Here is a 24654-nt window from a genome sequence, read left to right on the forward strand (position 1 = left end):
GGGGCCCCGGCCCCGCCCGCGCACCACGCCGTCCCGCCCGTGAACGCCCCGCCCGCGCACCACCGCACCACCGCACCACCCGTCCGCCCCGCCTCTGAACACCCGCACCCCCACCGGACACGGACCGTGGCCGGCCCGGGACGCCCCCGTTACACAACCGATGGATGCCCGTGCGTCCGCCGACGGCTGTCCCGCACAACGCCGTGACAACGCCTCCGTAGCGTCCTGTTCCGCAAGACCACACGGGGATTCACGGGGACGGAGGCGGTACGCATGGCGCACGGAGAGGTGCTCGAGTTCGAGGAGTACGTACGGACGCGGCAGGAGGCCCTGCTGCGCAGCGCGCGCCGCCTCGTGCCCGACCCGGTCGACGCGCAGGACCTGCTGCAGACCGCGCTGGTCCGCACATACGGCCGCTGGGACGGGATCTCGGACAAGTCCCTCGCCGACGCCTACCTCCGCCGCGTCATGATCAACACCCGGACCGAGTGGTGGCGCGCCCGCAAGCTGGAGGAGGTCCCGACCGAGCAGCTTCCCGACGCGAGCGTGGAGGACGGCGCCGAGCAGCGCGCCGACCGCGCGCTCCTGATCGAGCTGCTGGACGTCCTCGCACCCAAGCAGCGCAGCGTGGTGGTGCTCCGCCACTGGGAGCAGATGAGCACCGAGGAGACCGCCGCCGCGCTGGGGATGTCTGCGGGTACGGTGAAGAGCACGCTGCACCGGGCACTCGCCAAGCTCCGCCAAGAGCTCCAGTCGCGCGACCTGGACGGCCGCGCCGGCGAGCGCGAGGCCGCGCGGCGTATCCAGGAACCGCGGCGCGTCCCGCGGCAGGGCGGACGGGAGCGGGAGCGGTGCGCGGCCTGAGAGGCAGAGGCACGGACAACGGCGGCGACAGCGGCCTCAGCGGCAGGGCGGGTGGTACGGCGGCGGCCGTGCTGGCCGCCCTGGCCCTGTTCTCCGCCGGCTGCTCCACCGGCGGTTCCGGGGTGCAGGACGAGGGAGCGGCGCCCTCCGACACGGTCGCGAAGGCCACCCCGTCCGCCGCGCCGTCCCCGGACGCGAGCCGCTTCACCGATGCCGTGGACGCGGTCCGGCTGCTGAAGAGCGACCCGAAGGTCAGCGACCGGGTCAAGGCGGACCTGCGGCCGTGCGCCCGGGACTCGTACCCCGTGGACACCTCCTACGGCACCCTGACCGGCGCCGGCGCCCCCGATGTCGTGGTCAACGTGATGACCTGCGGGGACGCCGTCGGAATGGGCACGTATGTGTACCGCGAGGACGGCAAGGGCTACAAGAACGTCTTCACCGCCGAGGAGCCCTCGGTGTACGCGGCGATCGACCGCGGCGACCTGGTGGTGACCCGGCCGGTGTACGCCTCGGGCGATCCGGTGTCCGAGCCCTCGGGCGAGGAGGTCACCACGTACCGGTGGGCGGGCGACCGCTTCACCCAGCAGTACTGGGTGCGCAACGAGTACAGCCGTTCGGTGGGCGAGGGCGACGTCCTCCCCTCGGAGGCCCCCGACCCGGCGGACGAGAGCTGACGATGGCCGAGACCCATGTGCTGTTCGTCGAGGACGACGACGTCATCCGCGAGGCCACCCAGCTCGCCCTGGAGCGGGTCGGCTTCACGGTCACCGCGGTGCCCGACGGGCTGCTGGGCCTGGAGGCGTTCCGGGCCGACCGGCCCGACATCGCCCTGCTGGACGTGATGGTGCCGGGCCTGGACGGCGTGAGCCTGTGCCGCAGGATCCGGGACGAGTCCACGGTCCCGGTGATCATGCTGTCGGCGCGCGCGGACGCGATCGACGTGGTCCTCGGCCTGGAGGCGGGCGCGGACGACTACGTCACCAAGCCCTTCGACGGCGCGGTCCTGGTCGCCCGGATCCGCGCGGTCCTGCGGCGCTTCGGGCACGCGACCGGGGCCTCCGGCGAGACGGGGGACGAGGAGGAGCAGGACGGCGCCCTGGTCTTCGGGGACGTGGAGATCGACACCGAGGGCATGGAGGTGCGCCGCGCCGGGGAGCCGGTCGGGCTCACCCCGACCGAGATGCGGCTGCTGCTGGAGTTCTCGGCCGCCCCGGGCACCGTCCTCTCCCGCGACAAGCTGCTGGAGCGTGTGTGGGAGTACGGGTGGGGCGGCGACACACGCGTGGTGGACGTGCATGTGCAGCGGCTGCGCACCAAGATCGGCCAGGACCGGATCGAGACGGTCCGGGGCTTCGGCTACAAGCTCAAGGCGTGAGTGCACGGCTCATGAGACGACCCGACCTGCGCACCGGGGTCCGCTGGAAGATCAGCGTCGCCATCGCGGCCGTGGGCGCGCTGATCGCGGCGGCGCTCAGCCTGGTGGTGCACAACGCGGCCCGTGTCTCGATGCTGGACAACGCGCGCGATGTGCAGATGGACCGGATCCTGCTCGCCCAGCGCTGGTACGAGTCGTCCAAGAACCGCGATCCGCGCTTCAGCAGCAAGGTCAACGACCCGGCGCTCCCCGCCGAGCTGCAGAAGCTGATGCGCGAGAACCGGCGCGGCACCTATGTGGACGACAGCGGGCGGACCCCGGAGATCTGGGCGGCGGTGCCGCTGGCCAACGGGGACGTCCTCTCGCTGCGCACCGAGTTCGGCGGCCGCAGCGCCACCGTGATCAAGGACCTGGACCGGGCGCTGGTGATCGGCTCGGTGTCGGTGGTCTTCGCGGGCTCGGCGCTCGGCGTCCTGATCGGCGGGCAGCTCTCCCGCCGGCTGCGCAAGGCGGCCGCGGCCGCCCGGCAGGTGGCGGCGGGCAACACCGAGGTCCGGGTCAAGGACGCGATCGGCGGTGTGGTGCGGGACGAGACCGACGACCTGGCCCGCGCGGTGGACGGTCTGACCGACGCCCTCCAGGCCCGGATCGAGGCCGAGCGCCGGGTGACGGCGGACATCGCGCACGAGCTGCGGACCCCGGTGACCGGTCTGCTGACGGCCGCCGAGCTGCTGCCGCCGGGCCGGCCGACCGAGCTGGTGCGCGACCGGGCACAGGCCCTGCGCACCCTGGTCGAGGACGTGCTGGAGGTGGCCCGGCTGGACAGCGCGTCGGAGCGGGCCGAGCTCCAGGAGATCCAGCTCGGCGAGTTCGTCGCCCGGCGGGTGCGCGTGCTGCATCCGGACGCCTCGGTGAACATCGTCCACGAGTCATGGGTGAACACCGACCCGCGGCGGCTGGAGCGCATCCTCGGCAATCTGCTCACCAACGCCGTGAAGTACGGGCGGGACCCGATCGAGGTCACGGTCGAGGGCCGGGTCGTCCGGGTGCGGGACCACGGCCCCGGCTTCCCGGAGGCGCTGCTGCGCGAGGGCCCGAGCCGCTTCCGTACGGGGGCCAGCGACCGGGCCGGGACCGGCCACGGCCTGGGCCTGACCATCGCGGCGGGCCAGGCCCGGGTCCTCGGCGCACGGCTGACCTTCCGGAACGCGGCCCCGCGGGGGGCGACGCCGCCGGGCGCGACGGGCGGGGCGATCGCCGTCCTGTGGCTGCCGGAGCACGCGCCGACGACGACCGGCAGCTTCCCGATCCTCTCGCTGGGCGACTGACGGGCGCCCCCTTCGGCCGAGCCGAGTCGGGCCGAGGGGGCGCGCGCCGCGCGGGGACACCGCGGGGCGCCCGGGCGCGGTCGGCCCCGGTGGGCGCCCTGTCAGCCCCGGTGCGCCACCGTCTCCGCCGGCTTCCCGCCACCGATATCGACCGGCTCGGGGCCCGCGCCCCGCAGCGGGACCTCGGTGACGAAGAGCGCCGCCACCACGGTCACCACCGCGAGACAGCCGCCCACCAGGAACGCCAGGTGCGTGCCGGAGGCCACCGCGTACTCGTACGCCTCGCGCACCGCGTCCGGGAGCTTCGCCAGGCTCGCGGCGTCGAGCTGTGCGGAGCCCGCGGTGGCCTGCTCCCCGCCGCGTGCCGCCATCTCCGACTGGACCCGTCCGGTGAACAGCGCGCCCATCACGGCGACGCCGAAGGAGCTGCCGAGGGTGCGGAAGAGGGTGGCCGTGGAGGAGGCCACGCCCATGTCCTTCATCTCCACGCTGTTCTGCGCGACCAGCATGGTGATCTGCATCAGGAAGCCCATCCCGGCACCCAGCACCGCCATGAAGACGCCCGCCGTCCACCGGGAGGTCTCCGTGTCCATGGTGGAGAGCAGCAGCAGTCCCGCGGACATCAGCGCGCCGCCCGCGATGGGGAAGACCCGGTAGCGGCCGGTGCTGGTGGTGATGCGCCCGGCGACCATCGAGACGACGAGCATCGCCATCAGCATGGGCAGGAGGAGGAGCCCGGAGTTGGTCGCGGAGGCGCCCTGCACCGACTGCTGGAAGAGCGGCAGGAAGAGGACCGCGCCGAACATCACGAAGCCCGCGAAGAAGCCGATCACCGACATCAGGGTGAAGTTGCGGTTGCGGAAGATGTGCAGCGGCATGATCGGTTCCGCGGCCCTGGCCTCGACGAACAGGAAGGCCACCAGGGAGACGGTGCCGACGGCGATCAGCTCCATGATCACGGTCGAGGTCCAGGCGTACTCCGTGCCGCCCCAGGTGGTCACCAGCACGATCGCGGTGATGCCGACGGTCAGCAGGGCCGCGCCCGCGTAGTCGATCCGCGCCTTCCGGCGCGGGGTGCGGGGCAGCTGGAGGACGGCGGTGACCATGGCGAGGGCCACGGCTCCCAGCGGCAGGTTGATGTAGAAGCTCCAGCGCCAGCCGAGGTGGTCGGTGATGGTGCCGCCGACCAGCGGGCCGCCGATCATGGCCACGGCCATGATCCCGGCGATCATGCCCTGGTAGCGGCCGCGCTCCCGCGGGGGCACCAGGTCGCCGATGATCGCCATCACACCGACCATCAGGCCGCCGGCGCCCAGCCCCTGCACCGCGCGGAAGCCGATGAGCTGACCCATGTCCTGGGCCATGCCGCTGGTCGCCGAGCCGATGAGGAAGACGACGATCGCGGTGAGGAAGACGCCCTTGCGACCGTAGAGGTCGCCGAGCTTGCCCCAGATCGGGGTGGAGGCGGCGGTGGCGAGGGTGTAGGAGGTGACCACCCAGGACAGATGCTCCAGGCCGCCCAGCTCGCCCACGATCGTGGGCATCGCGGTGCCGATGATCATGTTGTCGAGCATGGCCAGCAGCATCGCGATCATGAGCGCGAACATCACCGTCCGCACACTGCGGGCCGGCTTGTCCGCCGCGCCCCCGCCTCCGTCGTGGCCGCCGCTCTCCGCGGCCTTCCCCGAGGCCCCCGTGGGTGCCGTCTCCGCCATCGTTCCCGCTCCCCTGCTGCTTACTTGCCGCCCGGCTAGTTACTACACTGGGGGACGGTAGACCTGTAACTTGCCGGTCGTCAAGTAAGTTCTCGGGAGCGGAGACAGCACCATGGGCACCTCACGGCAGCCGCGCAGGGGCGACACCCGCCAGCGCATTCAGGACGTCGCCCTGGAGCTCTTCGCCGAGCAGGGCTACGAGAAGACCTCCCTGCGCGAGATCGCCGAGGCCCTCGACGTCACCAAGGCCGCGCTGTACTACCACTTCAAGACCAAGGAAGACATCGTGGTCAGCCTCTTCACGGACCTGACCCGTCCGATCGACGAGCTGATCGAATGGGCCCGGGAGCAGCCCCGGACCCTGGAGACCAAGAAGGAGGTGCTGCGCCGCTACGGCGCCGCCCTCCACAACGCCGCGCCCCTCTTCCGCTTCATGCAGGAGAACCAGGCGACCCTGCGGGAGCTGAGCATCGGCGAGTCCTTCAAGGACCGCATGATCGGGATGCTCGCGCTGTTCCGGGAGCCGGACGCGGCCATCGTCGACCAGGTCCGCTGCTTCTCGGCGCTCTTCACCATGCACGCCACGATGTACGCGATGAGAGACGTCGAGGGCGACCCCGAGGAGAAGCGTGAAGCCGTCCTCGAAGTCGCCCTCGATCTGATCACCCAGGCACATCACGCCCAGGGGTGAGTCCCTGACGCCGTGCGTCAGATGGTGACGCCGACGCCCCGCAGGAAGTTGGCCGGGTTGAGCGCCGAGCCGTAGTTCGGGGTGGTGCGGATCTCGAAGTGCAGGTGCGGGCCGGACGAGTTGCCGGTGTTGCCGGACTTCGCGATGAGCTGGCCGGTCTTCACCTTGGAGCCCACCGAGACGTTGATCTTCGACAGGTGGGCGTACTGCGAGTACTTGCCGTTGGCGTGCTTGATCACGATCGCGTTGCCGTACGCCGGGCCGTCGCCGCCGCCGTTCGCGCCGGCCTTGACGACGGTGCCGCCGTTGACCGCCTTCACCGGGGTGCCGATCGGCACGGCGAAGTCCTGGCCGGAGTGCTTGGCCGACCACATGGCGCCACCCTGGGCGAAGCTGGCGGTCAGGGTGTAATTGTTGACCGGCTTGACCCAGGACGGGGCCTTCTTGGCCTTCTTCTTCGCGACCTTCTTGGCGTCCGCCTTCTTGGCGGCGGCCTTGGCCTGCGCGTCGGCCTGGGCCGCGACGGCGGAGGCGGCGTTCGCGGCAACCGGCTTGGTCGCCTTGCCCGCATCGGCGGAGGCGACACCCGCACCGGCTCCGACGACCATCACGGCGCCCATTCCGGCGGCCACGACAGCCCCACGGGTACGGAGCACGGACGGGCGGAGACGGTGGATCATGGTGCGCTTCGACATACGGGAGAACCTCCGGGCATGAATGGCCCCGGCGTGCTCGCCGGGCTGGCTCCACATTGGTAACCCGCCACCCCAACTCGCCCAAAACGCCCTATCTACGACATCGCCTCGTAGGACGAACCGGGGGAATCGAACTTCCGGCACCCCGAGCACCCCTCACCCGAAGGCCCCGGAATCATGCTGACATGTCCGTCTTGAGACGGGTTTAGGCGCACGTCGGGGCCCGGCTGGGCCAGGAGCGGCCGGGCGCACACCCTCCCGGCCGCCCCGGGGGCCGAAGGTCCCGCCCCACCCGGGACCGGGGGCCCGGGCGGAGCCCCGCGCGACCGCACTATTCCGCGTAGTAGGTCCGTTTTGCCCTGTGCGCCTTGTCACGGCGACCTCTGCCCCAGAGGCCCGTAAAGGTGACCCGGGCCACCCGGAAGACCCGTTCGGATGAACCCAACCCCTGTCCGTTTTGGGCGATTTGAGGGTGACCGGTGCCACATGACACGACTGTCCCCGGCGTCCTTCCGACGGGCGCCGGGGTGCGGGATCCTCCCGTGCCATGAGGAGACCCCTGAATCCCGCGCTCCCCCACCCCCCGTCACCCCGTCCCGGCACCCCCGGCCGCCGTCGCCGCGCCGTCCTGTCCCGCCCGCCGCGGACCGTCCCGCGCCGGGCCTGGGGCTGGGCCGCGGCCGCCCTGGCCTGCACCCTCCTGTGGAGCTCACCGGCCGGCGCGGGCCCCTCGGACACCGGGCTGAAGAAGGAGATCGACGCGATCCTCGCCGACGCCCGGCTGGACGGCGGGGCCGCGGGCGTCGTGGTCGCCGACGCCACCACCGGTGAACGCCTCTACCGGCGCGACGGCGGCGACCGGCTGATGCCCGCCTCCAACACCAAGATCGCCACCTCGGTCGCCGCCATGGACCTGCTCGGACCGGACCACCGCTGGACCACCGACGTCCTCGCCACCGGCAGCCGCCAGGGGTCCACCCTCAAGGGCGACCTGTATCTGCGCGGCAGCGGCGACCCGACCCTGCTGGCCGCCGACTACGAGCGGCTGGCCGCGCAGATCGCCGCCGCCGGGGTCAAGCGGGTCACCGGCCGCCTCCTCGCCGACGACACGGCCTTCGACGCCGAGCGGCTCGGCCGGTCCTGGGCCGCGGACGACGAGTCCGCGTACTACTCGGCCGGGATCTCCGCGCTGACCCTCGCCCCGGACACCGACTACGACGCCGGGACCGTGGTCGTCGAGGTCGCCCCGGGGGACCGGCCCGGTGCCCGGCCACGGGTGCGGACCGTCCCCGCCGCCGACGGGGTCCGGGTGGACGTACGCGCCACCACCGTCGCCGAGGGCTCCCCGGACACCCTGTCCGTCGGCCGTGAGCACGGCTCGGCCACCGTCACCGTCTCCGGGAGCGTCCCGCTGGGTGCCGCGACCGCCAAGGAGTGGATCGCCGTCCAGGACCCGACCGGCTACGCGACCGCCGTCTTCGCCGACGCCCTCGCCGCCCACGGCGTCCGGGTCGCGGGGGCGCTCCGGCTCGGTGTCCCCGCCCCGCCCGGCGCGCGCGTCCTGGCGGAGCACCGCTCGATGCCGCTCAAGGAGGTGATGCACCCCTTCATGAAGCTCTCCAACAACATGCACGCCGAGGCCCTGGTGAAGACGATCGGCCGCGAGGAGGCGGGCCGGGGCACCTGGACCGCGGGCCTGGCGGCCGTGCGGGGAGCCCTCGCGGAACGCGGGGTGCGCACGGAGACCCTGCGGCAGACGGACGGCTCCGGCCTCTCCCGGATGAACCTCTTCCCGGCCGAGGAGCTGACCGGCCTGCTGCTCTCCGTCCGCGACGCCCCCTGGTACGCGGACTGGCACGCCTCCCTGCCGGTGGCCTGCGCCCCGGACCGGGCGGTGGGCGGCACCCTGCGCACCCGGATGTGCGGCACCCCGGCGGCTCTGAACGCCGGCGCCAAGACGGGCTCCCTCACCGGGGCCTCGGCCCTGTCCGGCTATGTCACGGACGCGGCGGGCCGGGAACTCGTCTTCTCGATCGTGCTCAACAACTATCTGGCGTCCTCCGTGAAGGGCGTCGAGGACGCGGTCGTGGTGACCCTGGCCTCCTCGGACACCGCCGGGGGCGTCATCCGGGCCGCCACCCCGCCCGCGGCCCGCTCGGCGGAGCCGGACACCACCGTCGAGTGCTCCTGGCGCAAGCCCGCCCGCTGCTGAACGCCCCGCCGCGGCGCGCGGCCCGCTCGGGCACACGGAAAAGGGTCGGCCCCGGATCCTCTCGGATCCGGGGCCGACCCTCACGTCAACCGGCCCGCAGGGCCGTCACGCGTCCTTCGACAGGTTGGGCCCGGTGCCACCGGCCGCCTGCTCGATCGGCGGGACGTCCGGCAGTGCCGCCTTCTCCTCGCCGCGGAAGGTGAACTTCTTCTCCTCACCCTCGCCCTCGGTGTCCACGACCACGATGTGACCGGGGCGCAGCTCGCCGAAGAGGATCTTCTCCGACAGCACGTCCTCGATCTCGCGCTGGATCGTCCGGCGCAGCGGCCGGGCGCCCAGGACCGGGTCGTAGCCCTTCTTGGCGAGGAGCGACTTGGCCGTGGAGCTGAGCTCGATGCCCATGTCCCGGTCCTTCAGACGCTCGTCCACCTTGGCGATCATCAGGTCGACGATCTGGATGATGTCTTCCTCGGTGAGCTGGTGGAAGACGACCGTGTCGTCGACACGGTTGAGGAACTCGGGCCGGAAGTGCTGCTTGAGCTCTTCGTTGACCTTCGCCTTCATCCGCTCGTAGCCCGTCTTGACGTCGCCCTGGGCGGCGAAGCCCAGGTTGAAGCCCTTGGAGATGTCCCGGGTCCCGAGGTTGGTCGTCATGATGATGACGGTGTTCTTGAAGTCCACGACGCGGCCCTGGGAGTCGGTCAGACGACCGTCCTCCAGGATCTGCAGAAGGGAATTGAAGATATCGGGGTGGGCCTTCTCGACCTCGTCGAAGAGGACGACGGAGAACGGCTTCCGGCGCACCTTCTCGGTGAGCTGGCCGCCCTCCTCGTAACCCACGTATCCGGGCGGGGAACCGAAGAGACGGGAAACCGTGTGCTTCTCGCTGAACTCCGACATGTCGAGGGAGATCAGCGCGTCCTCGTCGCCGAAGAGGAATTCGGCGAGCGTCTTGGAGAGCTCGGTCTTACCGACACCGGACGGGCCGGCGAAGATGAACGAGCCACCGGGACGCTTCGGGTCCTTCAGACCGGCCCGCGTACGGCGGATGGCCTGGGAAAGGGCCTTGATGGCGTCCTTCTGACCGATGACGCGCTTGTGGAGCTCGTCCTCCATGCGGAGCAGACGCGAGGACTCCTCCTCGGTCAGCTTGAAGACCGGGATACCGGTGGCCGTGGCCAGGACCTCGGCGATCAGCTCGCCGTCGACCTCGGCGACGACGTCCATGTCGCCGGCCTTCCACTCCTTCTCCCGCTTGGCCTTCGCCGCCAGCAGCTGCTTCTCCTTGTCACGGAGGGAAGCCGCCTTCTCGAAGTCCTGGGAGTCGATCGCGGACTCCTTGTCCCGGCGGACACCGGCGATCTTCTCGTCGAACTCGCGCAGGTCCGGCGGCGCGGTCATCCGACGGATGCGCATCCGGGAACCGGCCTCGTCGATCAGGTCGATCGCCTTGTCCGGCAGGAAGCGGTCCGAGATGTACCGGTCGGCCAGGGTGGCGGCCTGGACCAGCGCCTCGTCCGTGATGGAGACCCGGTGGTGCGCCTCGTAGCGGTCGCGCAGACCCTTGAGGATCTCGATGGTGTGCGGCAGCGACGGCTCCGCGACCTGGATGGGCTGGAAGCGGCGCTCCAGGGCCGCGTCCTTCTCCAGGTGCTTGCGGTACTCGTCCAGCGTGGTGGCGCCGATGGTCTGCAGCTCACCGCGGGCCAGCATCGGCTTCAGGATGGACGCCGCGTCGATCGCGCCCTCGGCGGCACCCGCACCCACGAGGGTGTGGAGCTCGTCGATGAACAGGATGATGTCGCCGCGGGTGCGGATCTCCTTGAGCACCTTCTTCAGGCGCTCCTCGAAGTCACCGCGGTACCGGGAGCCGGCGACCAGGGCGCCCAGGTCGAGGGTGTAGAGGTGCTTGTCCTTGAGGGTCTCGGGCACCTCGCCCTTGACGATGGCCTGCGCCAGGCCCTCGACGACCGCCGTCTTGCCGACGCCGGGCTCGCCGATGAGCACGGGGTTGTTCTTCGTGCGGCGGGACAGCACCTGCATGACCCGCTCGATCTCCTTCTCGCGCCCGATGACCGGGTCGAGCTTGGACTCGCGGGCGGCCTGGGTGAGATTCCGGCCGAACTGGTCGAGGACGAGGGAGGTCGAGGGCGTGCCCTCGGCCGGGCCGCCCGCCGTGGCGGCCTCCTTGCCCTGGTATCCGGAGAGCAGCTGGATGACCTGCTGCCGCACCCGGTTGAGATCGGCGCCCAGCTTCACGAGGACCTGGGCGGCGACGCCCTCGCCCTCGCGGATCAGGCCGAGCAGGATGTGCTCGGTGCCGATGTAGTTGTGGCCGAGCTGAAGGGCCTCGCGGAGCGACAGCTCCAGGACCTTCTTGGCACGGGGCGTGAAGGGGATGTGCCCGGACGGGGCCTGCTGGCCCTGGCCGATGATCTCCTCCACCTGCTGGCGGACCGCCTCGAGCGAAATCCCGAGGCTCTCCAGGGCCTTAGCGGCGACACCCTCACCCTCGTGGATAAGGCCCAGGAGGATGTGCTCGGTGCCGATGTAGTTGTGGTTGAGCATCCGGGCTTCTTCCTGAGCCAGGACGACAACCCGCCGCGCGCGGTCGGTGAACCTCTCGAACATCGTTAATCGCTCCTCAGAGCGGTCAGGCAGTAAGGGGTCGGTCCCCTCCCTGTCCTTCCGCAGCTTAGTCCCGCAAGCGGGGACCGCTCATTCCAACTGCCGACACCCGTCTGTGGCCTCCTGACCCCTGAACGCCGACAACTGCTCCAACCCGATGGTGCGAGACGATGTTCCCGCAGGCCAGGCAGTTACCCCCACCATCAGTACGCCGATGGCGAACGTGGGACGGCCCGGCGAGCGTGTCGCCCCTCCCCACTAGGAATGTCTTACCCGCCGCCACCGACAGTCCATGCGGCGCACACCCCTTCCCTCAGCTACGGGCGAACAACCTTGCGCCGTTCCGCGCGCCGGGACACCCCCGACTCCGGCACACCGGGCGACGTCGCCCCCACCCTGCGTAACCATCGGGGACCGGAAGGAGTTCCCGGGACATGGCCCTCACCGTCCCGCACCCCCGGTCGTCCCCCGAGCGGGACGCCGCGCACTGGTACCGCACGGCGCTCGGCTGGGAAACGGCCGAGGGGCCTCCCCTTCAGCTGCCGACCGGGGAGGCCTTCGACGTGCTGGAACTGCCCGCGGACGCGGGAGCGGCCCTCCTGGCGCGCGGACCGGCGACCGGGCCGGTGGCACTGGAGGGGGCCGTGGTGCGCCTGCTGGTGGCCGCGGGAAGCGCCGAGGAGCTGCCGGGGCTGCTCCAGTGGCTCGACTGGGACGGTGTGGCCCTGGACCTCACCGCGATCGGCGCGGGCGGGCGGATCACCGCCCCGCCGCAGCCCGGGAGCATCCGCCCCACCGCCGCCCGCTGGCTGCGCCCGCCCGGGCGGGAGGCGCGGCTGCCGGCTCTCGCCGGCCCCGGGGGCGGCGGCGCGGCCCCCGATCTGGTGCGCCTGGTGGCCACCGCGGCCGGCGAATGCCACCGCTTCCGGCTGCTGCGCGCTCGGCGCGCACCCGCCGGAAAGCCGGGGAATCAGCCGTTGGCCTTCTCGTACGCCTCGCGGATGTCCGCCGGGACACGGCCGCGGTCGTTCACGCTGTAGCCGTTCTCCTTGGCCCACTTGCGGATCTCGGCGGTGTCCTTGTTCCCGCCCGCCGCCGCACGGCCCTTGCCACGGCCGGCCGAAGCGCGGCCGCCGGTACGGCGTCCGTTCTTGGCGTAAGGCTCGAGCAGACTCCGGAGCTTGTCGGCATTGGCGGTGGTGAGGTCGATCTCATAGGTCTTGCCGTCCAGCGCGAACGTCACCGTCTCGTCCGCCTCGCCGCCGTCGAGGTCGTCGACAAGAAGGACCTGAACCTTCTGTGCCACCGGATTTCCTTTCATCGAAAAATGCGGTACGCGGAAAGGAAACCGCTTTTCCCTGGAAAACACAAACCCCTGGCAGAGGTTCAGAACCCCGAGAACACGGGAAACGTGCGCGATTCGGACATAGGGATCCCGGCTTCACGCGATCCCCGCACACGACCCGGGGCTCCCCGTACCGCCGGCCTCACAGGTGCAGAAGCATCCGACTGTTGCCCAAGGTGTTCGGCTTCACTCGTTCGAGACCCAGGAACTCCGCGACTCCCTCGTCATAGGAACGCAGCAGCTCCGCGTAGACATCGGTGTCCACCGGAGTCTGGGACTCCCCGATCTCGGTGAAGCCGTGCTTCTCGAAGAAGTCCACCTCGAAGGTGAGACAGAAAACCCGGCGCACCCCGAGCCAGCGCGCGGTCCGCAGCAGCTCGCCGAGCACAAGGTGTCCCACCCCGTGGCCCCGGAACTCGGGATCGACCGCGAGTGTGCGGACTTCCGCGAGGTCTTCCCACATGACATGGAGAGCGCCGCATCCGACAACACGGCCGTCCGCGTCGTGTTCCGCGACCCAGAACTCCTGGATGGCCTCGTAAAGGGTGACGGTGGCTTTGTCGAGCAGGATGCCTTCACTCACGTACGGATCGACGAGGCGGCGGACATCGGGGACATCGCTGGTCCGGGCCCGCCGCACGGTGACGGCATTTGCTGCGGGATAAGCCATGGGGTGACGCTATCGCCCCGGGCCGTCCGCCCGGTCCCCGCCCTCGGCGCCCTGGACGATGCGCATCGCGGCTTGCAGGGAGTCCCGCTGTTCCGGCGACATCATGCCGAAGAAGGCGACGAGTGCCGCCGCGGGGTTGTCACTCTGGGACCAGGCCTCGTTCATCAGTGCGGCGGCGTAGGCGGCGCGGGTGGAGACCGCCGTATACCGATAGGCGCGCCCGTCGACTTCCCGGCGCACCCAGCCCTTCTGATGGAGATTGTCCATTACCGTCATGACGGTCGTGTAGGCGATGGAGCGTTCCTGCTGGAGGTCTTCCAGGACCTCCCGCACCGTGACCGGCCGGTTCCATTGCCAGACGCGGGTCATGACGGCGTCTTCGAGCTCTCCCAATTGACGGGGCACACGGCCACCATAGTGGGAGAAACCACCCCGGAACCCCATTGACGTAACACGAAGGACGTACGGCACGAAGCGTGCCGTACGTCCTCGGTGGTCGTGCGCTCAGGCGTCGGTGCCGGCCTGCCGCGTCGCTTCGGCGCGGCTCAGCGCGGCGTCGACGGCCGCGTCCTCCTTGGCCTTGTTCGGGCCGCCCTGGCTCTTGACGATCGTCACCACGAGGGTGATGAAGAAGGCGGCCATCACCACGGGGGGCAGAAGCGCGGAAACGTAGTCCATGCCGACCAGAGTAGCTATCCGGCGGCGTGGCGCTCCGGCGGGGGCGCCGGCTTCCGGCGTGGCGGGAAGACCTCCGAGGGTTTCGGCACCGGCTTCTCCTCGGGGGCGGGCGGCCGGGGCCGGGGCTGCTGCGGGGCGGGCTTCGGCTCGTCGGCCGCGCGTCCGCCGGGCAGGGCGTGGAGCCGGACGCGGCGCACGGCCGGCGCGGCGGCCGGTTCCGCCGTGGGAGCCGGTTCCGCCGCCGGGGCGGGGACGCGCGCGGTGAGGGGCGCCTGCTGTCCGAGACGGGCCCGGACGGACTGCCCGGTGACGTCCAGGCAGCGCCGCAGCACGGCGGCGGCGACCGGGTTGCCGCTCAGCGCCCGCAGGGCGGCGAGGTCGTCGGCACGCGGTTCGTAACCGGCCCCCAGGGCCTCCTGGAGGAGGTCCAGATAGCCGGCGGCCGAGCCGGGCAGAGCGCGTCGGTAGCGGCCGAGATCGCTGACGAGGAAGGCACGCAGCCGGCCGGCCTCGTGCACCGCCTCGTCCACGGAGTCGGCCAGTCGCAGGCACTCCCGGACGTCCTCGTCGGCGAGCGGGACGGGATGGAGGGCGGCGGCCAGGGCGCGTCGGAGCACACGCAGCTCGTCCGCGCCGAAGGCCATGCCGCCGTGGGGTCCGTATGGCGTGGGCATGGGCCGACCATACGAGCCGACCGACCAAATGTCGCTTAATGGTACGAAAGGGGGCGTTGCGTGCACGGTCCGGTCCCGCGCGCACCCCGGAGGCCGCCGTACGGGAACGGCCCCGGCCGGGACCGGGGCCGTGGGGCGGCGGTGCGCCGGACGGGCGGCGACCGGCGTGCCGGGTCACATGCGCGCGATATTGCGCTCGTAGACCAGGCGCAGGCCGATCAGGGTGAGCCACGGCTCGTGCTCGTCGATCGCGGAGGACTCGCCCAGCACCATGGGCGCCAGCCCGCCGGTGGCGATCACCGTCACATCGTCCGGGTCGTCCGCGAGTTCGCGCTTCATCCGCTGGACCACGCCGTCGACCTGGCCGGCGAAGCCGTAGACGATGCCCGCCTGCATCGCCTCCACGGTGTTCTTGCCGATCACGCTGCGGGGGCGGACCACCTCGATCTTGCGGAGCTGGGCGCCCTTGACGCCCAGGGCCTCGACCGAGATCTCGATACCGGGGGCGATCACCCCGCCCACGTACTCCCCGCGGGCGCTGACCGCGTCGAAGGTGGTCGCGGTGCCGAAGTCGACGACCACGGCCGGACCGCCGTACAGCTCGACGGCGGCCGCCGCGTTGATGATCCGGTCGGCGCCGACCTCCTTGGGGTGGTCGGTCAGGACCGGGACGCCGGTCTTGATGCCGGGCTCCACCAGGACGGCCGGGACGTCGCCGTAGTAGCGGCGGGTCACCTCGCGCAGCTCGTGCAGGACCGAGGGGACGGTCGAGCAGATCGCGATGCCCTCGATGCCGTCGCCCAGCTCGACCCCGAGGAGCGGGTGCATGCCCATCAGCCCCTGGAGGAGGACCGCCAGCTCGTCGGCCGTGCGGCGGGCGTCCGTGGAGATCCGCCAGTGCTCGACGATCTCCTCGCCGTCGAAGAGGCCCAGGACGGTGTGCGTGTTGCCGACGTCGATGGTGAGCAGCATCAGGACTCGACCTCGCGCAGGTCGAGACCGATGTCCAGGATCGGCGAGGAGTGGGTCAGTCCGCCGACCGCGAGGTAGTCCACGCCCGTCTCCGCGTACGCCCGCGCGTTGTCCAGGGTGAGGCGGCCGGAGGACTCCAGGATCGCGCGGCCGGCGGTGAGGGTGACCGCCTCCTCGGTCTCGGCCGGGGTGAAGTTGTCCAGCAGGATCAGGTCGGCGCCCGCGTCCAGGACCTCGCGGACCTGGTGCAGGGTGTCCACCTCGACCTCGATCGGCAGGTCCGGGAAACGGTCGCGCACGGCCTTGAACGCCTCGGCCACACCGCCCGCCGCCACCACGTGGTTGTCCTTGACCAGGGCCGCGTCGGAGAGGGACATCCGGTGGTTGACTCCGCCGCCGCAGCGCACCGCGTACTTCTCCAGGGCCCGCAGACCGACGGTGGTCTTGCGGGTGTCGCGGACCCGCGCGCCGGTGCCCTCCAGGGCGTCCGCCCAGGCCCGGGTGGCGGTGGCGATGCCGGAGAGGCGGCAGAGCAGGTTCAGGGCGCTGCGCTCGCCGGTGAGCAGCTCACGGGTGCCGGCGGTGACGGAGAGCAGCTTCTGGCCCGCCTCGACCCGGTCGCCGTCCTCGACGTGCCGCTCCACCTCGAACTCGGCGGTGCACACGATCGACAGGATCGCCTCGGCGACCCGCAGGCCCGCGACCGTGCCCGCCTCGCGGGCGGTGAAGTCACCGGTGGCGACGGCGTCCTGGGGGACGGTCGCCACGCTGGTCACGTCCACACCGCCGTCGAGGTCCTCCTCGATGGCGAGATGGGCGATGTCCTCGACCTGCACGGGGTCGAGACCGGCGGCGGCCAGCAGCTCGGCGAGGGCCGGGTCGAGGCCGCTCTCGTAGGTCTCGTCGCCGCCGCAGCCGCAGCCGTCGCCGCAGCCCGTCCCGGCGGGGGCGCCGATCTGGATGAGCGGGACGTCCACGGGCTCCGGACGTTCTTCTGGCGTGGTCACGGTTGCGGCTCCCTGGGGGCGTCGGTCGGTGTGCGGGTGGTGGGCGTCACGGGCGGGAACGCGGCGGAGGCGGTGCGGCGCACGACGAGCCTCCGGTCCGGGGTGAGCCGGGCGACCAGATGGCGGCGCCAGTCGGCGTCGTCGCGGTCGGGGTGGTCCTCGCGCCAGTGGCAGCCGCGGGTCTCGGTGCGCTCCCGGGCCGCGTCGACCAGGACCCGGGAGACGAGCAGGAGGTTGGTGGCCTCCCAGGAGTGCACGCCGGGCTCGGCGGGCTTGGCCTCGTCGGCGTCGTGCGCCGCGTCGAGCGAGAGGGCTTCGAGGGCGTCCGCCGCGTCGTCCAGGCTGGTGGCCGTGCGGATCACCCCGGCGCCGTGGGTCATGATGCGCTGGATCTCGCGGCGGGCCTCGGGGGCGAGCAGGGGGACCCGCTCGCCGCCCTCCACGGGCGGGCCGCTCGCCGGGCGCTCGGCCACGTCGGCCGCGATCCGCTCGGCGAAGACCAGGCCCTCCAGCAGGGAGTTGGAGGCCAGCCGGTTGGCGCCGTGCACGCCGGTGCAGGCGACCTCGCCGCAGGCGTAGAGGCCGGGGACGGTGGTGCGGCCGTGCAGATCGGTGCGGACGCCGCCGGAGGCGTAGTGGGCGGCCGGGGCGACCGGGATCGGCTCGGTGACCGGGTCGATGCCGTGGGCCCGGCAGGCGGCGAGGATGGTGGGGAAGCGCTGCTCCCACATCGCCGCGCCGAAGTGCCGCGCGTCCAGGTACATGTGCTCGGTGCCCTGCTCCTGCATCCGGCGCGTGATCGCCTTGGCGACGATGTCGCGCGGGGCGAGTTCGGCAAGCTCGTGCTGCCCGAGCATGAAGCGGACGCCGTCGGCGTCGACCAGATGGGCGCCCTCGCCGCGGACCGCCTCGGAGACCAGGGGCTGCTGGCCCTCGCTGCCCGCGCCGAGGAAGAGCACGGTGGGGTGGAACTGGACGAACTCCAGGTCGGAGACCTCGGCACCGGCGCGCAGGGCGAGGGCCACGCCGTCGCCGGTGGAGACCGGGGGGTTGGTGGTGGCGGAGAAGACCTGGCCCATGCCGCCGGTGGCGAGGACCACCACGGGGGCGTGGACGGCGCCGACGCCGTCGTGCTGGCCCTCGCCCATGACGTGCAGGGTGAGGCCCGCGGTGCGGCCCTCGGCGTCGGTCAGCAGGTCCAGCACCAGGGCGTTCTCGACGGTGCGCAGGCCCTGGGAGCGGACCGCGTCGACCAGGGCCCGGGAGATCTCGGCGCCGGTCGCGTCGCCGCCCGCGTGGGCGATGCGGCGGCGGTGGTGGCCGCCCTCCCGGGTCAGTTCTATCTCGCCGGAGGCGGGGTCGGTGTCGAAGCGGGCGCCCGTCTCGATCAGCCGGCGGACCGCTCCGGGGCCCTCGGTGACCAGGGCGAGCACCGCCTCCTCGTCGCAGAGGCCGGCGCCGGCGACGAGGGTGTCGTCCAGGTGCTGGGCGGGGGTGTCGCCCTCGCCGAGGGCGGCGGCGATACCGCCCTGCGCCCAGCGGGTGGAGCCGTCGTCGAGACGGGCCTTGGTCACCACGACGGTGCTCAGGCCGCGGGCGGCGCAGCGCAGCGCGGCGGTCAGACCGGCGACGCCGGAGCCGACCACCACGACGTCGGCCTCGATCGCCCAGCCGGGGGCGGGCGCGGTGAGACGGGCGGCGGGCGCGGTGGGGCCCGGGGCGGGCCCGTCGGCGCGGGCGGCGGGCGCGGGCGGGCTGCCGGCGGGCGCGGTGGGCCGTATACCGGTCACTGCCGGCCTCCGAAGGTCAGGGGGATGTTGTCGATCAGGCGGGTGGTGCCGACCCGGGCGGCGACGGCGAGGACCGCCTCGCCGGCGTGGTCGTCGGCCACCTCGGTGAAGGTGGCGGGGTCGACGAGGGCGAGGTAGTCCAGCTCCAGGGGCGGGGCCGCGGCGGCGGCCTCGGCGAGGACGGCGCGGGCGGCGTCGCGCACCGCGTGGGCGCCGCCGGGCGGGACGGAGCGGGCGACCGCGTGGGCGTCGGCCGCGGCCCGGGCCTCGCCCATGGCGGACAGGGCGGCGGCCCGGGAGGGGGCGGCGGGGACGGCCTCGGCGCGGGCGTGCAGCGCGTGCTGGGCCGCGAGGCGGTCGCGGGCGGCGAACAGGGCCCGGGAGAGCGCGAGGGCGGTGGTGCGCTCGGCCGGGGAGAGGTACTGGTTGCGGCTGGAGAGGGCGAGGCCGCTCTCCTCGCGCACGGTGGGGACGCCGACGATCTCCACGGGGAAGTTCAGGTCGCGGACCATACGGCGGATCAGGGCGAGCTGCTGGGCGTCCTTCTGGCCGAAGAGGGCCACGTCGGGCGCGGTGAGATGGAGCAGTTTGGCGACCACGGTGAGCATCCCGTCGAAGTGGCCGGGCCGGGTCCGGCCCTCCAGCAGGGTGCCCATCGGGCCGGCGGTGATGCGCACCTGCGGGTCCCCGCCCGGGTACACCTCGTCGACGGAGGGGGCGAAGACGGCGTCGGCGCCGGCCGCGGCGGCGGTGCGCAGATCGGCGTCCAGGGTGCGGGGGTAGCGGTCCAGGTCCTCGCCCGCGCCGAACTGGAGCGGGTTGACGAAGACGGTGACGACGACGAAGCCGTCCGCGCCGACGCGGGCGCGGGCGGCGCGGACCAGGCCGGCGTGGCCGTCGTGCAGGGCGCCCATCGTCATCACGACGGCGGTCCGGCCGGGGGCGGCGGACGCCTGGCCGGTGCGGGCGGCGCGGGCGGCGAGGGCGCGGCGCAGCTCGCCACGGGTGGGGAGGAGCAGGATGCCGTGGGCGTCGGCGGCGGCCCGGCCGGGGGCGCCGTCGGCCGGGGCGGGCGCGGCTTGCGGGGCGGGGGCGGGGCCCGCGGCCGGGGTGGTGCCGGGGCCCGGGGTGGTGCCGGGACCGGGGGTCGTGCCGGGACCGGGGGTCGTGCCGGGACCGGGGGTCGTGCCGGGACCGGGGGTCGTGCCGGGACCGGGAGTCGTGCCGGGACCGGGAGTCGTGCCGGGACCGGGAGTCGTGCCGGGCTCGGTGGTGCGGCTCATCTCGGGTCCCCCTCCGCGAGGACGCCCAGCAGGTCTTCGGCGAGCTCCGGCTTGAGCAGGCCGTGGGCCAGCGCCCGGTCCGCGGTCGTCCGGGCCATGGCCAGGTATCCGGCGACGGCGCCGGGCGCGTGGGTGCGCAGCTCGGCGACGTGCGCGGCGACCGTGCCCGCATCGCCCCGGGCCACCGGGCCGGTGAGGGCCGCGTCGCCCGAGCGCAGGGCGTTGTCCAGGGCCGCGCCGAGCAGGGGGCCGAGCATCCGGTCGGGGGCGGACACCCCTGCCGTGCGCAGCAGCTCCATCGACTGCGCGACCAGCGTGACCAGGTGGTTCGCGCCGAGGGCCAGCGCCGCGTGGTACAGCGGGCGGGCCTCCTCCTCGATCCACTCGGGCTCGCCGCCCATCTCGATGACCAGCGCCTCGGCGGCGAGGCGCAGCTCCTCGGGCGCGGTCACGCCGAAGGAGCAGCCCGCGAGCCGCTGCACGTCCACGGCCGTGCCGGTGAAGGTCATCGCCGGGTGCAGCGCGAGCGGCAGCGCGCCCACCCGCGTCGCCGGGTCGAGCACCCGCGCGCCGAAGCGGCCCGAGGTGTGCGCCAGCAGATGTCCGGGCCGCACGGACCCGGCCTTGACCAGCCCGTCGACCAGGCCCGGGAGGGCGTCGTCGGGCACGGTCAGCAGCACCAGCTCCGCCCGGTCGAGGACCTCCGCCGGCGGCAGCAGCGGAACGTCCGGCAGCAGGGCGGCGGCCCGGCGGCGGGAGGCGTCCGACACCCCGGAGACCGCGACCGGGCGGTGTCCGGCCAGCGCCAGGGAGGCGGCCAGGGCGGGGCCGACGCGCCCGGCGCCGACCACACCCACGGTGAGCCGGGCGGGGCGGTCCCGTGGGTCGAGCGGTTCCTGTGGTGGTGTGGCGTTCACGCGCGGGTGCCTTCCGTTCCAGTCCGCGACGGGTACCGGACGATTTCTCGTGCACGATGCTACGCCAGCGCCCGCCGCGCCCCGGAAAGTTGTCCACAGGCTGTGGGCGATGATCGGACCGTGACGGATACGAAGCAACAACAGACAGCCCACGGGCCGGACCACCGGCAGGACGCCTACGGCGAGGGGCCGGGCGGCCGCGCCGGCGACGGCGGTTCCGGATTCGGTTCCGGGCCGCGTGCCGGGGGTGGCACCGCCACGGCGGAGGAGGACGGGGCCGCGCCGGAGGACCACCCCGAGGAACCTCCCGCCGCCGGACCGGACGAACCGGCGGCCGGCGCGGACCCCGGACCGGCCCCCGGCCCCGGCCCCGGCCTCGCCCCGGACACGGACACGGACACGGACACCGAGGCCGACACCGACCCGGACCCCGAGGCCGACCCCGACCCCGACCCCGAGGCCGACCGGCGGCGCCGGACCGCCGCCTGGCGGGCCTCCCGCCGTGTCCTGTGCCGCACCTCCGTCGAACGCACCGTCCGCCAGGGCCTGGCCGCCCTCACCGAGGCCGCCGACGCCGTCTGCGCCCCGGACGAGCCGGTGGACCTCTACGGCGACGGCCTCGTGGCCGAGCTGGAACGGCGTACCGCCGAGCTGCTCGGCTTCCCCGCCGCGGTCTGGTTCCCCACCGGGACCATGGCCCAGCAGGTCGCGCTCCGCTGCTGGGCCGGCCGGACCGGCGATCCGGTGGTGGCCCTGCACCCGCTGGCCCACCCGGAGGTGCACGAGCGCTCCGCCCTGTCCTCGGTGAGCGGTCTGCGCACCGTCCACCCCACCGACGCGCCGCGGCTGCCCACCGCCGGGGAAGTGCGCGACTGCGAGGAGCCGTTCGGCGCACTGATGCTGGAACTCCCGCTGCGCGACGCCGGGTTCGTCCTGCCGGAGTGGGACGAGCTGGTCGACGTCGTGGCGGCGGCCCGGGAACGGGACGCGGTGGTGCACTTCGACGGCGCGCGGCTGTGGGAGTGCGCCGCGCACTTCGGCCGCCCCCTCGCCGAGATCGCGGGCCTCGCGGACAGCGTGTACGTCTCCTTCTACAAGTCCCTCGGCGGCCTCTCGGGCGCGGCCCTGGCCGGGCCGCGGTCCCTGGTGGACGAGGCACGGGCCTGGCGGCACCGGTACGGCGGCCGGCTCTTCCAGCAGTACCCGGCCGTGCTGTCGGCGCTGGTCGGGCTGGAGCGCGAACTGCCCCGGCTCCCCTCGTACGTCGCGCACGCGCGGGTGGTCGCGGCCGCGATCGAGGAGGGCCTGCGGGAGGCGGGCGTGCCGTGGTCCCGCGTCCACCCGCGCGTTCCGGCGACCCACCAGTTCCAGGTGTGGCTCCCGTACGACAGCGAGGTACTGGACGCGGCGGCCCTGGCGCAGTCCGAGGAGACGGGTGTCACGCTGTTCCGCCGCTGGCTCTCGGACGGCAGGCCGCCGGGGATCTCCGCGACCGAGGTGACGGTGGCGGCGGAGGGCCTGGAGTGGACGTCCCGGGACGTCCGCGAGGCCGTCACGGACTTCGTCCGCCGCCTGCCCTGACGGCCGGGCGAGCCGTGGACGAACGCGCCCGGCCCGGGCGGGGCACGGCTCCGGCCGGGCAGGCCGCAGCCCGCCCGCGCTCAGCCGCGGTCCCGGCGGCCGACGCGGAACGGCCGTGCTCCCGGGTAGCGCGCGGGCGCGGACCGCGCGCCGCGGACCACCGTTCCCGCAGGGTCCGCGCGTCGTGGCGGCCCGGGGGCGGGGGCGGCGGGGTGCCCGTGCGGGTCGCGCGGTAGGTGTCGAGGAGGTGCTGCTGCGTCGCGTTCACGCCCCTCACGCTGCGCCCGCCCGCCCCGCCGCGTCGTCCCGATTGACGGGCATCGTCAAACGGCGCCCGGCCGCCGCGCCGCGACCCGCACCATGGACGGCGTGAGTGTGAACATCGAGATCGCGGGGCTGCCTCCCGAGCGGATCGTCTTCGACGTGTCCCCCCTGGCCGAACTGGGCGTCGCGCTGCACGCGCTGGACGAGGCCGGGCACCACCCCGGGCTGCACGGCTGGGCCACGGCCACCGCCGCCGCGCTCAAGCCGGACCTCGCCGACCGGATGCACGAGGCGGACTTCCTGTGGCGGACCACGTTCTCGGACGTGTTCCTGCCGTTCGCGGGGCTCGCGGGGGTCGACCGCCCCGGCGCCACCCTCGCCGAGGACCTGGACCTCCTGGACCGGCTCGACGACGAGCGCTTCGTCTCCGCCGCGCTGGAGTTCACCTGCGCGGCCGCGTACGCGAACGGCGGGCCGTCCCCGCTGAGCGACCCGGTGCGCCGGGACCGGGCGCTGGACCTGGCCGCGACCCGGGGGCCGCGCCAGGTGGACTTCACCCGGCGGCTCCTGGACGACCCGCCGGCCGTCCGCGCCTGGGTCCGCCGTCTGTGCGAGGACTGCGACGAGGCGTTCTTCGCCGACACCTGGCGGCGCGTCTCGCCCCAGCTCACCGCGGACGCCCGCCACAAGACGGAGCTGCTGCGCCGCAAGGGCCTCACCGAGACCCTGCACGCCGTCTCCCCCGCGCTCACCGTGGACGAGGCGCACACCGTGCTGAGCGTGGACAAGCTGTCCCAGGCCCGGGCCACGGCCGTGGACCCGGCCGCCGGGGCCGGTCTCACCCTCGTCCCGTCCGCGTTCGGCTGGCCGCATCTGATGGTGCTGCACGCCCCGGGCTGGCGTCCGGTGATCCACTACCCGGTCGCCTCACCGGGGGTGCCGGAGCCGGGCCAGGTGGAGCTGCTCCAGCTGCGGATGGAGGCGCTGGCGCACCCGATGCGGATGCGGCTCTGCCGCCACCTCGCCCGCGCCGCGTACACCACCAGCGAGCTGGCGGAGACCTGCGGCATCACCGCGCCCGAGGTGTCCCGGCACGTGTCCGTACTGAAGAAGGCGAGCCTGGTGACCACCCGCCGCCGGGGCCGCTATGTGCTCCATCAGCTGGACGTGACCGCCGTCGCGCGGATCGGCAGCGACTTCCTGGAGACCGTCCTGCGCTGAGACACCCCCGGCGAGGGCTCAGCGCGCCCCGCCGCCGCCCGCCCGGACCAGCCCGGTCTCGTACGCGAGGACGACCACCTGGACGCGGTCGCGCAGGGAGAGCTTGGTGAGGATGCGGCCCACATGGGTCTTCACCGTGGCCTCCGAGAGCACCAGCCGGGCCGCGATCTCGCCGTTCGACAGGCCCTGGGCGACGAGGAGCATCACCTCGCGCTCCCGCTCGGTCAGCCGGCTCAGTTCCTTGTGCTCCGGTTCCTGGCCCGAGCTGGGCAGCATCGGCGAGAAGCGGTCCAGCAGCCGGCGGGTGGTGGACGGCGCGACGACCGCGTCGCCGCTGTGCACGGACCGGATCGCGCCGAGCAGCTCGCCCGGCGGCACGTCCTTGAGCATGAAGCCGCTGGCGCCCGCCTTGAGCCCGGAGAACGCGTACTCGTCGAGGTCGAAGGTGGTCAGGATGAGGACCTTCGGCGGGTTGGGCGCGGCACAGATCCGGCGGGTGGCCTCCACCCCGTCCAGCCGGGGCATGCGGACGTCCATCAGCACCACGTCCACCGCGGTGGAGCGCAGGATCTCGATGGCCTCGGCGCCGTCACCGGCCTCGGCGACGACCTCCATGTCCGGCTGGGCGGCGAGCACCATGCGGAAGCCGGTGCGCAGCAGCACCTGGTCGTCGACGAGCATCACACGGATGGACATCACGGTCGGTCCTCGTTCTCTCGGTTCGGGGGCGAGCGGTGCCCG

The 24654-nt window shown here is 73.2% G+C and carries 23 protein-coding genes; 9 read left to right on the forward strand and 14 right to left on the reverse strand.

Annotated features, from left to right (window positions below):
* Positions 1 to 273 precede the first annotated feature (273 nt).
* The 4 genes from ABZ457_RS13330 to cseC are packed head-to-tail and all read left to right on the forward strand — an operon-like array spanning position 274 to position 3570.
* The gene (locus ABZ457_RS13330; protein ID WP_359157210.1) at positions 274 to 864 is read left to right on the forward strand and encodes a SigE family RNA polymerase sigma factor; all 591 of its coding nucleotides are present in this window, start codon (positions 274 to 276) and stop codon (positions 862 to 864) included.
* Complete coding sequence (locus tag ABZ457_RS13335; protein WP_359157212.1) at positions 852 to 1541, forward strand: hypothetical protein; 690 nt, start codon at positions 852 to 854, stop codon at positions 1539 to 1541. The genes ABZ457_RS13330 and ABZ457_RS13335 overlap by 13 nt, the downstream gene beginning before the upstream one ends.
* 2 nt (positions 1542 to 1543) lie before the next feature.
* Entirely contained in the window at positions 1544 to 2242 is a 699-nt protein-coding gene (cseB, locus tag ABZ457_RS13340) for a two-component system response regulator CseB (protein ID WP_359157214.1), read from the forward strand.
* Between the two features lie 11 nt (positions 2243 to 2253).
* The gene (gene cseC / locus ABZ457_RS13345; RefSeq protein WP_359157216.1) at positions 2254 to 3570 is read left to right on the forward strand and encodes a two-component system sensor histidine kinase CseC; all 1317 of its coding nucleotides are present in this window, start codon (positions 2254 to 2256) and stop codon (positions 3568 to 3570) included.
* 101 nt (positions 3571 to 3671) lie between these two features.
* Here the strand turns inward: cseC and ABZ457_RS13350 are convergent, their stop codons facing one another.
* On the reverse strand, positions 3672 to 5285 hold the full coding sequence (locus ABZ457_RS13350; protein ID WP_359157219.1) for an MDR family MFS transporter: 1614 nt from the start codon (positions 5283 to 5285) through the stop codon (positions 3672 to 3674).
* 112 nt (positions 5286 to 5397) lie between these two features.
* Here ABZ457_RS13350 and ABZ457_RS13355 point away from each other — a divergent pair, with 112 nt between their 5' ends.
* Entirely contained in the window at positions 5398 to 5976 is a 579-nt protein-coding gene (locus ABZ457_RS13355; protein WP_359157221.1) for a helix-turn-helix domain-containing protein, read from the forward strand.
* Positions 5977 to 5993: 17 nt separating this feature from the next.
* On the opposite strand, the gene ABZ457_RS13360 is transcribed toward ABZ457_RS13355, so the two are convergent.
* Positions 5994 to 6671, reverse strand: coding sequence for a M23 family metallopeptidase (locus ABZ457_RS13360; protein ID WP_359157223.1), 678 nt, complete (start codon positions 6669 to 6671; stop codon positions 5994 to 5996).
* A gap of 547 nt (positions 6672 to 7218) precedes the next feature.
* Between ABZ457_RS13360 and dacB the strand changes: the two genes are divergently transcribed.
* Positions 7219 to 8883 (forward strand): D-alanyl-D-alanine carboxypeptidase/D-alanyl-D-alanine-endopeptidase, encoded by a 1665-nt coding sequence (dacB, locus tag ABZ457_RS13365; protein ID WP_359157225.1) that lies wholly within the window; start codon positions 7219 to 7221, stop codon positions 8881 to 8883.
* Between the two features lie 105 nt (positions 8884 to 8988).
* On the opposite strand, the gene ABZ457_RS13370 is transcribed toward dacB, so the two are convergent.
* Complete coding sequence (locus ABZ457_RS13370) at positions 8989 to 11514, reverse strand: ATP-dependent Clp protease ATP-binding subunit (protein WP_359157227.1); 2526 nt, start codon at positions 11512 to 11514, stop codon at positions 8989 to 8991.
* 431 nt (positions 11515 to 11945) lie between these two features.
* Between ABZ457_RS13370 and ABZ457_RS13375 the strand changes: the two genes are divergently transcribed.
* A complete protein-coding gene (locus ABZ457_RS13375; protein ID WP_359157229.1) occupies positions 11946 to 12551 on the forward strand; it encodes an SCO3374 family protein in 606 nt (201 codons plus the stop codon).
* Here ABZ457_RS13375 and ABZ457_RS13380 read toward each other — a convergent pair.
* The 10 genes from ABZ457_RS13380 to ABZ457_RS13425 all read right to left on the reverse strand — a co-directional run bounded on the left by ABZ457_RS13380 (position 12482) and on the right by ABZ457_RS13425 (position 20847).
* Positions 12482 to 12817, reverse strand: coding sequence for an Lsr2 family protein (locus ABZ457_RS13380; RefSeq protein ID WP_359157232.1), 336 nt, complete (start codon positions 12815 to 12817; stop codon positions 12482 to 12484). The genes ABZ457_RS13375 and ABZ457_RS13380 overlap by 70 nt on opposite strands.
* Positions 12818 to 12998: 181 nt before the next feature.
* The gene (locus ABZ457_RS13385; RefSeq protein WP_359157235.1) at positions 12999 to 13526 is read right to left on the reverse strand and encodes an amino-acid N-acetyltransferase; all 528 of its coding nucleotides are present in this window, start codon (positions 13524 to 13526) and stop codon (positions 12999 to 13001) included.
* Between the two features lie 9 nt (positions 13527 to 13535).
* Positions 13536 to 13931 carry a BlaI/MecI/CopY family transcriptional regulator gene (locus ABZ457_RS13390; RefSeq protein WP_359157237.1) on the reverse strand — a complete coding sequence of 132 codons (396 nt, stop codon included), beginning with the start codon at positions 13929 to 13931 and terminating at the stop codon, positions 13536 to 13538.
* 99 nt (positions 13932 to 14030) lie between these two features.
* On the reverse strand, positions 14031 to 14204 hold the full coding sequence (locus tag ABZ457_RS13395; protein ID WP_359157240.1) for a hypothetical protein: 174 nt from the start codon (positions 14202 to 14204) through the stop codon (positions 14031 to 14033).
* Between the two features lie 14 nt (positions 14205 to 14218).
* Complete coding sequence (locus ABZ457_RS13400; RefSeq protein ID WP_359157242.1) at positions 14219 to 14878, reverse strand: hypothetical protein; 660 nt, start codon at positions 14876 to 14878, stop codon at positions 14219 to 14221.
* Positions 14879 to 15052: 174 nt separating this feature from the next.
* The gene (locus ABZ457_RS13405) at positions 15053 to 15850 is read right to left on the reverse strand and encodes a type III pantothenate kinase (RefSeq protein ID WP_018850483.1); all 798 of its coding nucleotides are present in this window, start codon (positions 15848 to 15850) and stop codon (positions 15053 to 15055) included.
* Complete coding sequence (nadC, locus tag ABZ457_RS13410) at positions 15850 to 16857, reverse strand: carboxylating nicotinate-nucleotide diphosphorylase (RefSeq protein ID WP_359157245.1); 1008 nt, start codon at positions 16855 to 16857, stop codon at positions 15850 to 15852. The genes ABZ457_RS13405 and nadC overlap by 1 nt, the downstream gene beginning before the upstream one ends.
* Positions 16854 to 18521, reverse strand: coding sequence for an L-aspartate oxidase (locus tag ABZ457_RS13415; protein WP_359157388.1), 1668 nt, complete (start codon positions 18519 to 18521; stop codon positions 16854 to 16856). Before ABZ457_RS13415 ends, nadC begins: the two co-directional genes overlap by 4 nt.
* Positions 18522 to 18643: 122 nt before the next feature.
* Positions 18644 to 19642, reverse strand: a complete 999-nt coding sequence (panC, locus tag ABZ457_RS13420; RefSeq protein ID WP_359157390.1) for a pantoate--beta-alanine ligase — start codon at positions 19640 to 19642, stop codon at positions 18644 to 18646.
* A 284-nt stretch (positions 19643 to 19926) separates the two neighbouring features.
* The gene (locus ABZ457_RS13425) at positions 19927 to 20847 is read right to left on the reverse strand and encodes a DUF2520 domain-containing protein (RefSeq protein ID WP_359157247.1); all 921 of its coding nucleotides are present in this window, start codon (positions 20845 to 20847) and stop codon (positions 19927 to 19929) included.
* Positions 20848 to 20967: 120 nt separating this feature from the next.
* Between ABZ457_RS13425 and ABZ457_RS13430 the strand changes: the two genes are divergently transcribed.
* Both ABZ457_RS13430 and ABZ457_RS13435 read left to right on the forward strand, forming a co-directional pair.
* Positions 20968 to 22428, forward strand: a complete 1461-nt coding sequence (locus tag ABZ457_RS13430; protein WP_359157249.1) for a beta-eliminating lyase-related protein — start codon at positions 20968 to 20970, stop codon at positions 22426 to 22428.
* Positions 22429 to 22803: 375 nt separating this feature from the next.
* Positions 22804 to 23913: a DUF5937 family protein gene (locus ABZ457_RS13435; RefSeq protein ID WP_359157392.1), complete on the forward strand. Its 1110-nt coding sequence runs from the start codon at positions 22804 to 22806 to the stop codon at positions 23911 to 23913.
* A gap of 18 nt (positions 23914 to 23931) precedes the next feature.
* On the opposite strand, the gene ABZ457_RS13440 is transcribed toward ABZ457_RS13435, so the two are convergent.
* Complete coding sequence (locus ABZ457_RS13440; protein ID WP_359157251.1) at positions 23932 to 24609, reverse strand: response regulator transcription factor; 678 nt, start codon at positions 24607 to 24609, stop codon at positions 23932 to 23934.
* Between the last annotated feature and the right edge of the window lie 45 nt (positions 24610 to 24654).

This window comes from Streptomyces sp. NPDC005805 (genome assembly GCF_040630445.1).
Lineage (GTDB): Bacteria > Actinomycetota > Actinomycetes > Streptomycetales > Streptomycetaceae > Streptomyces.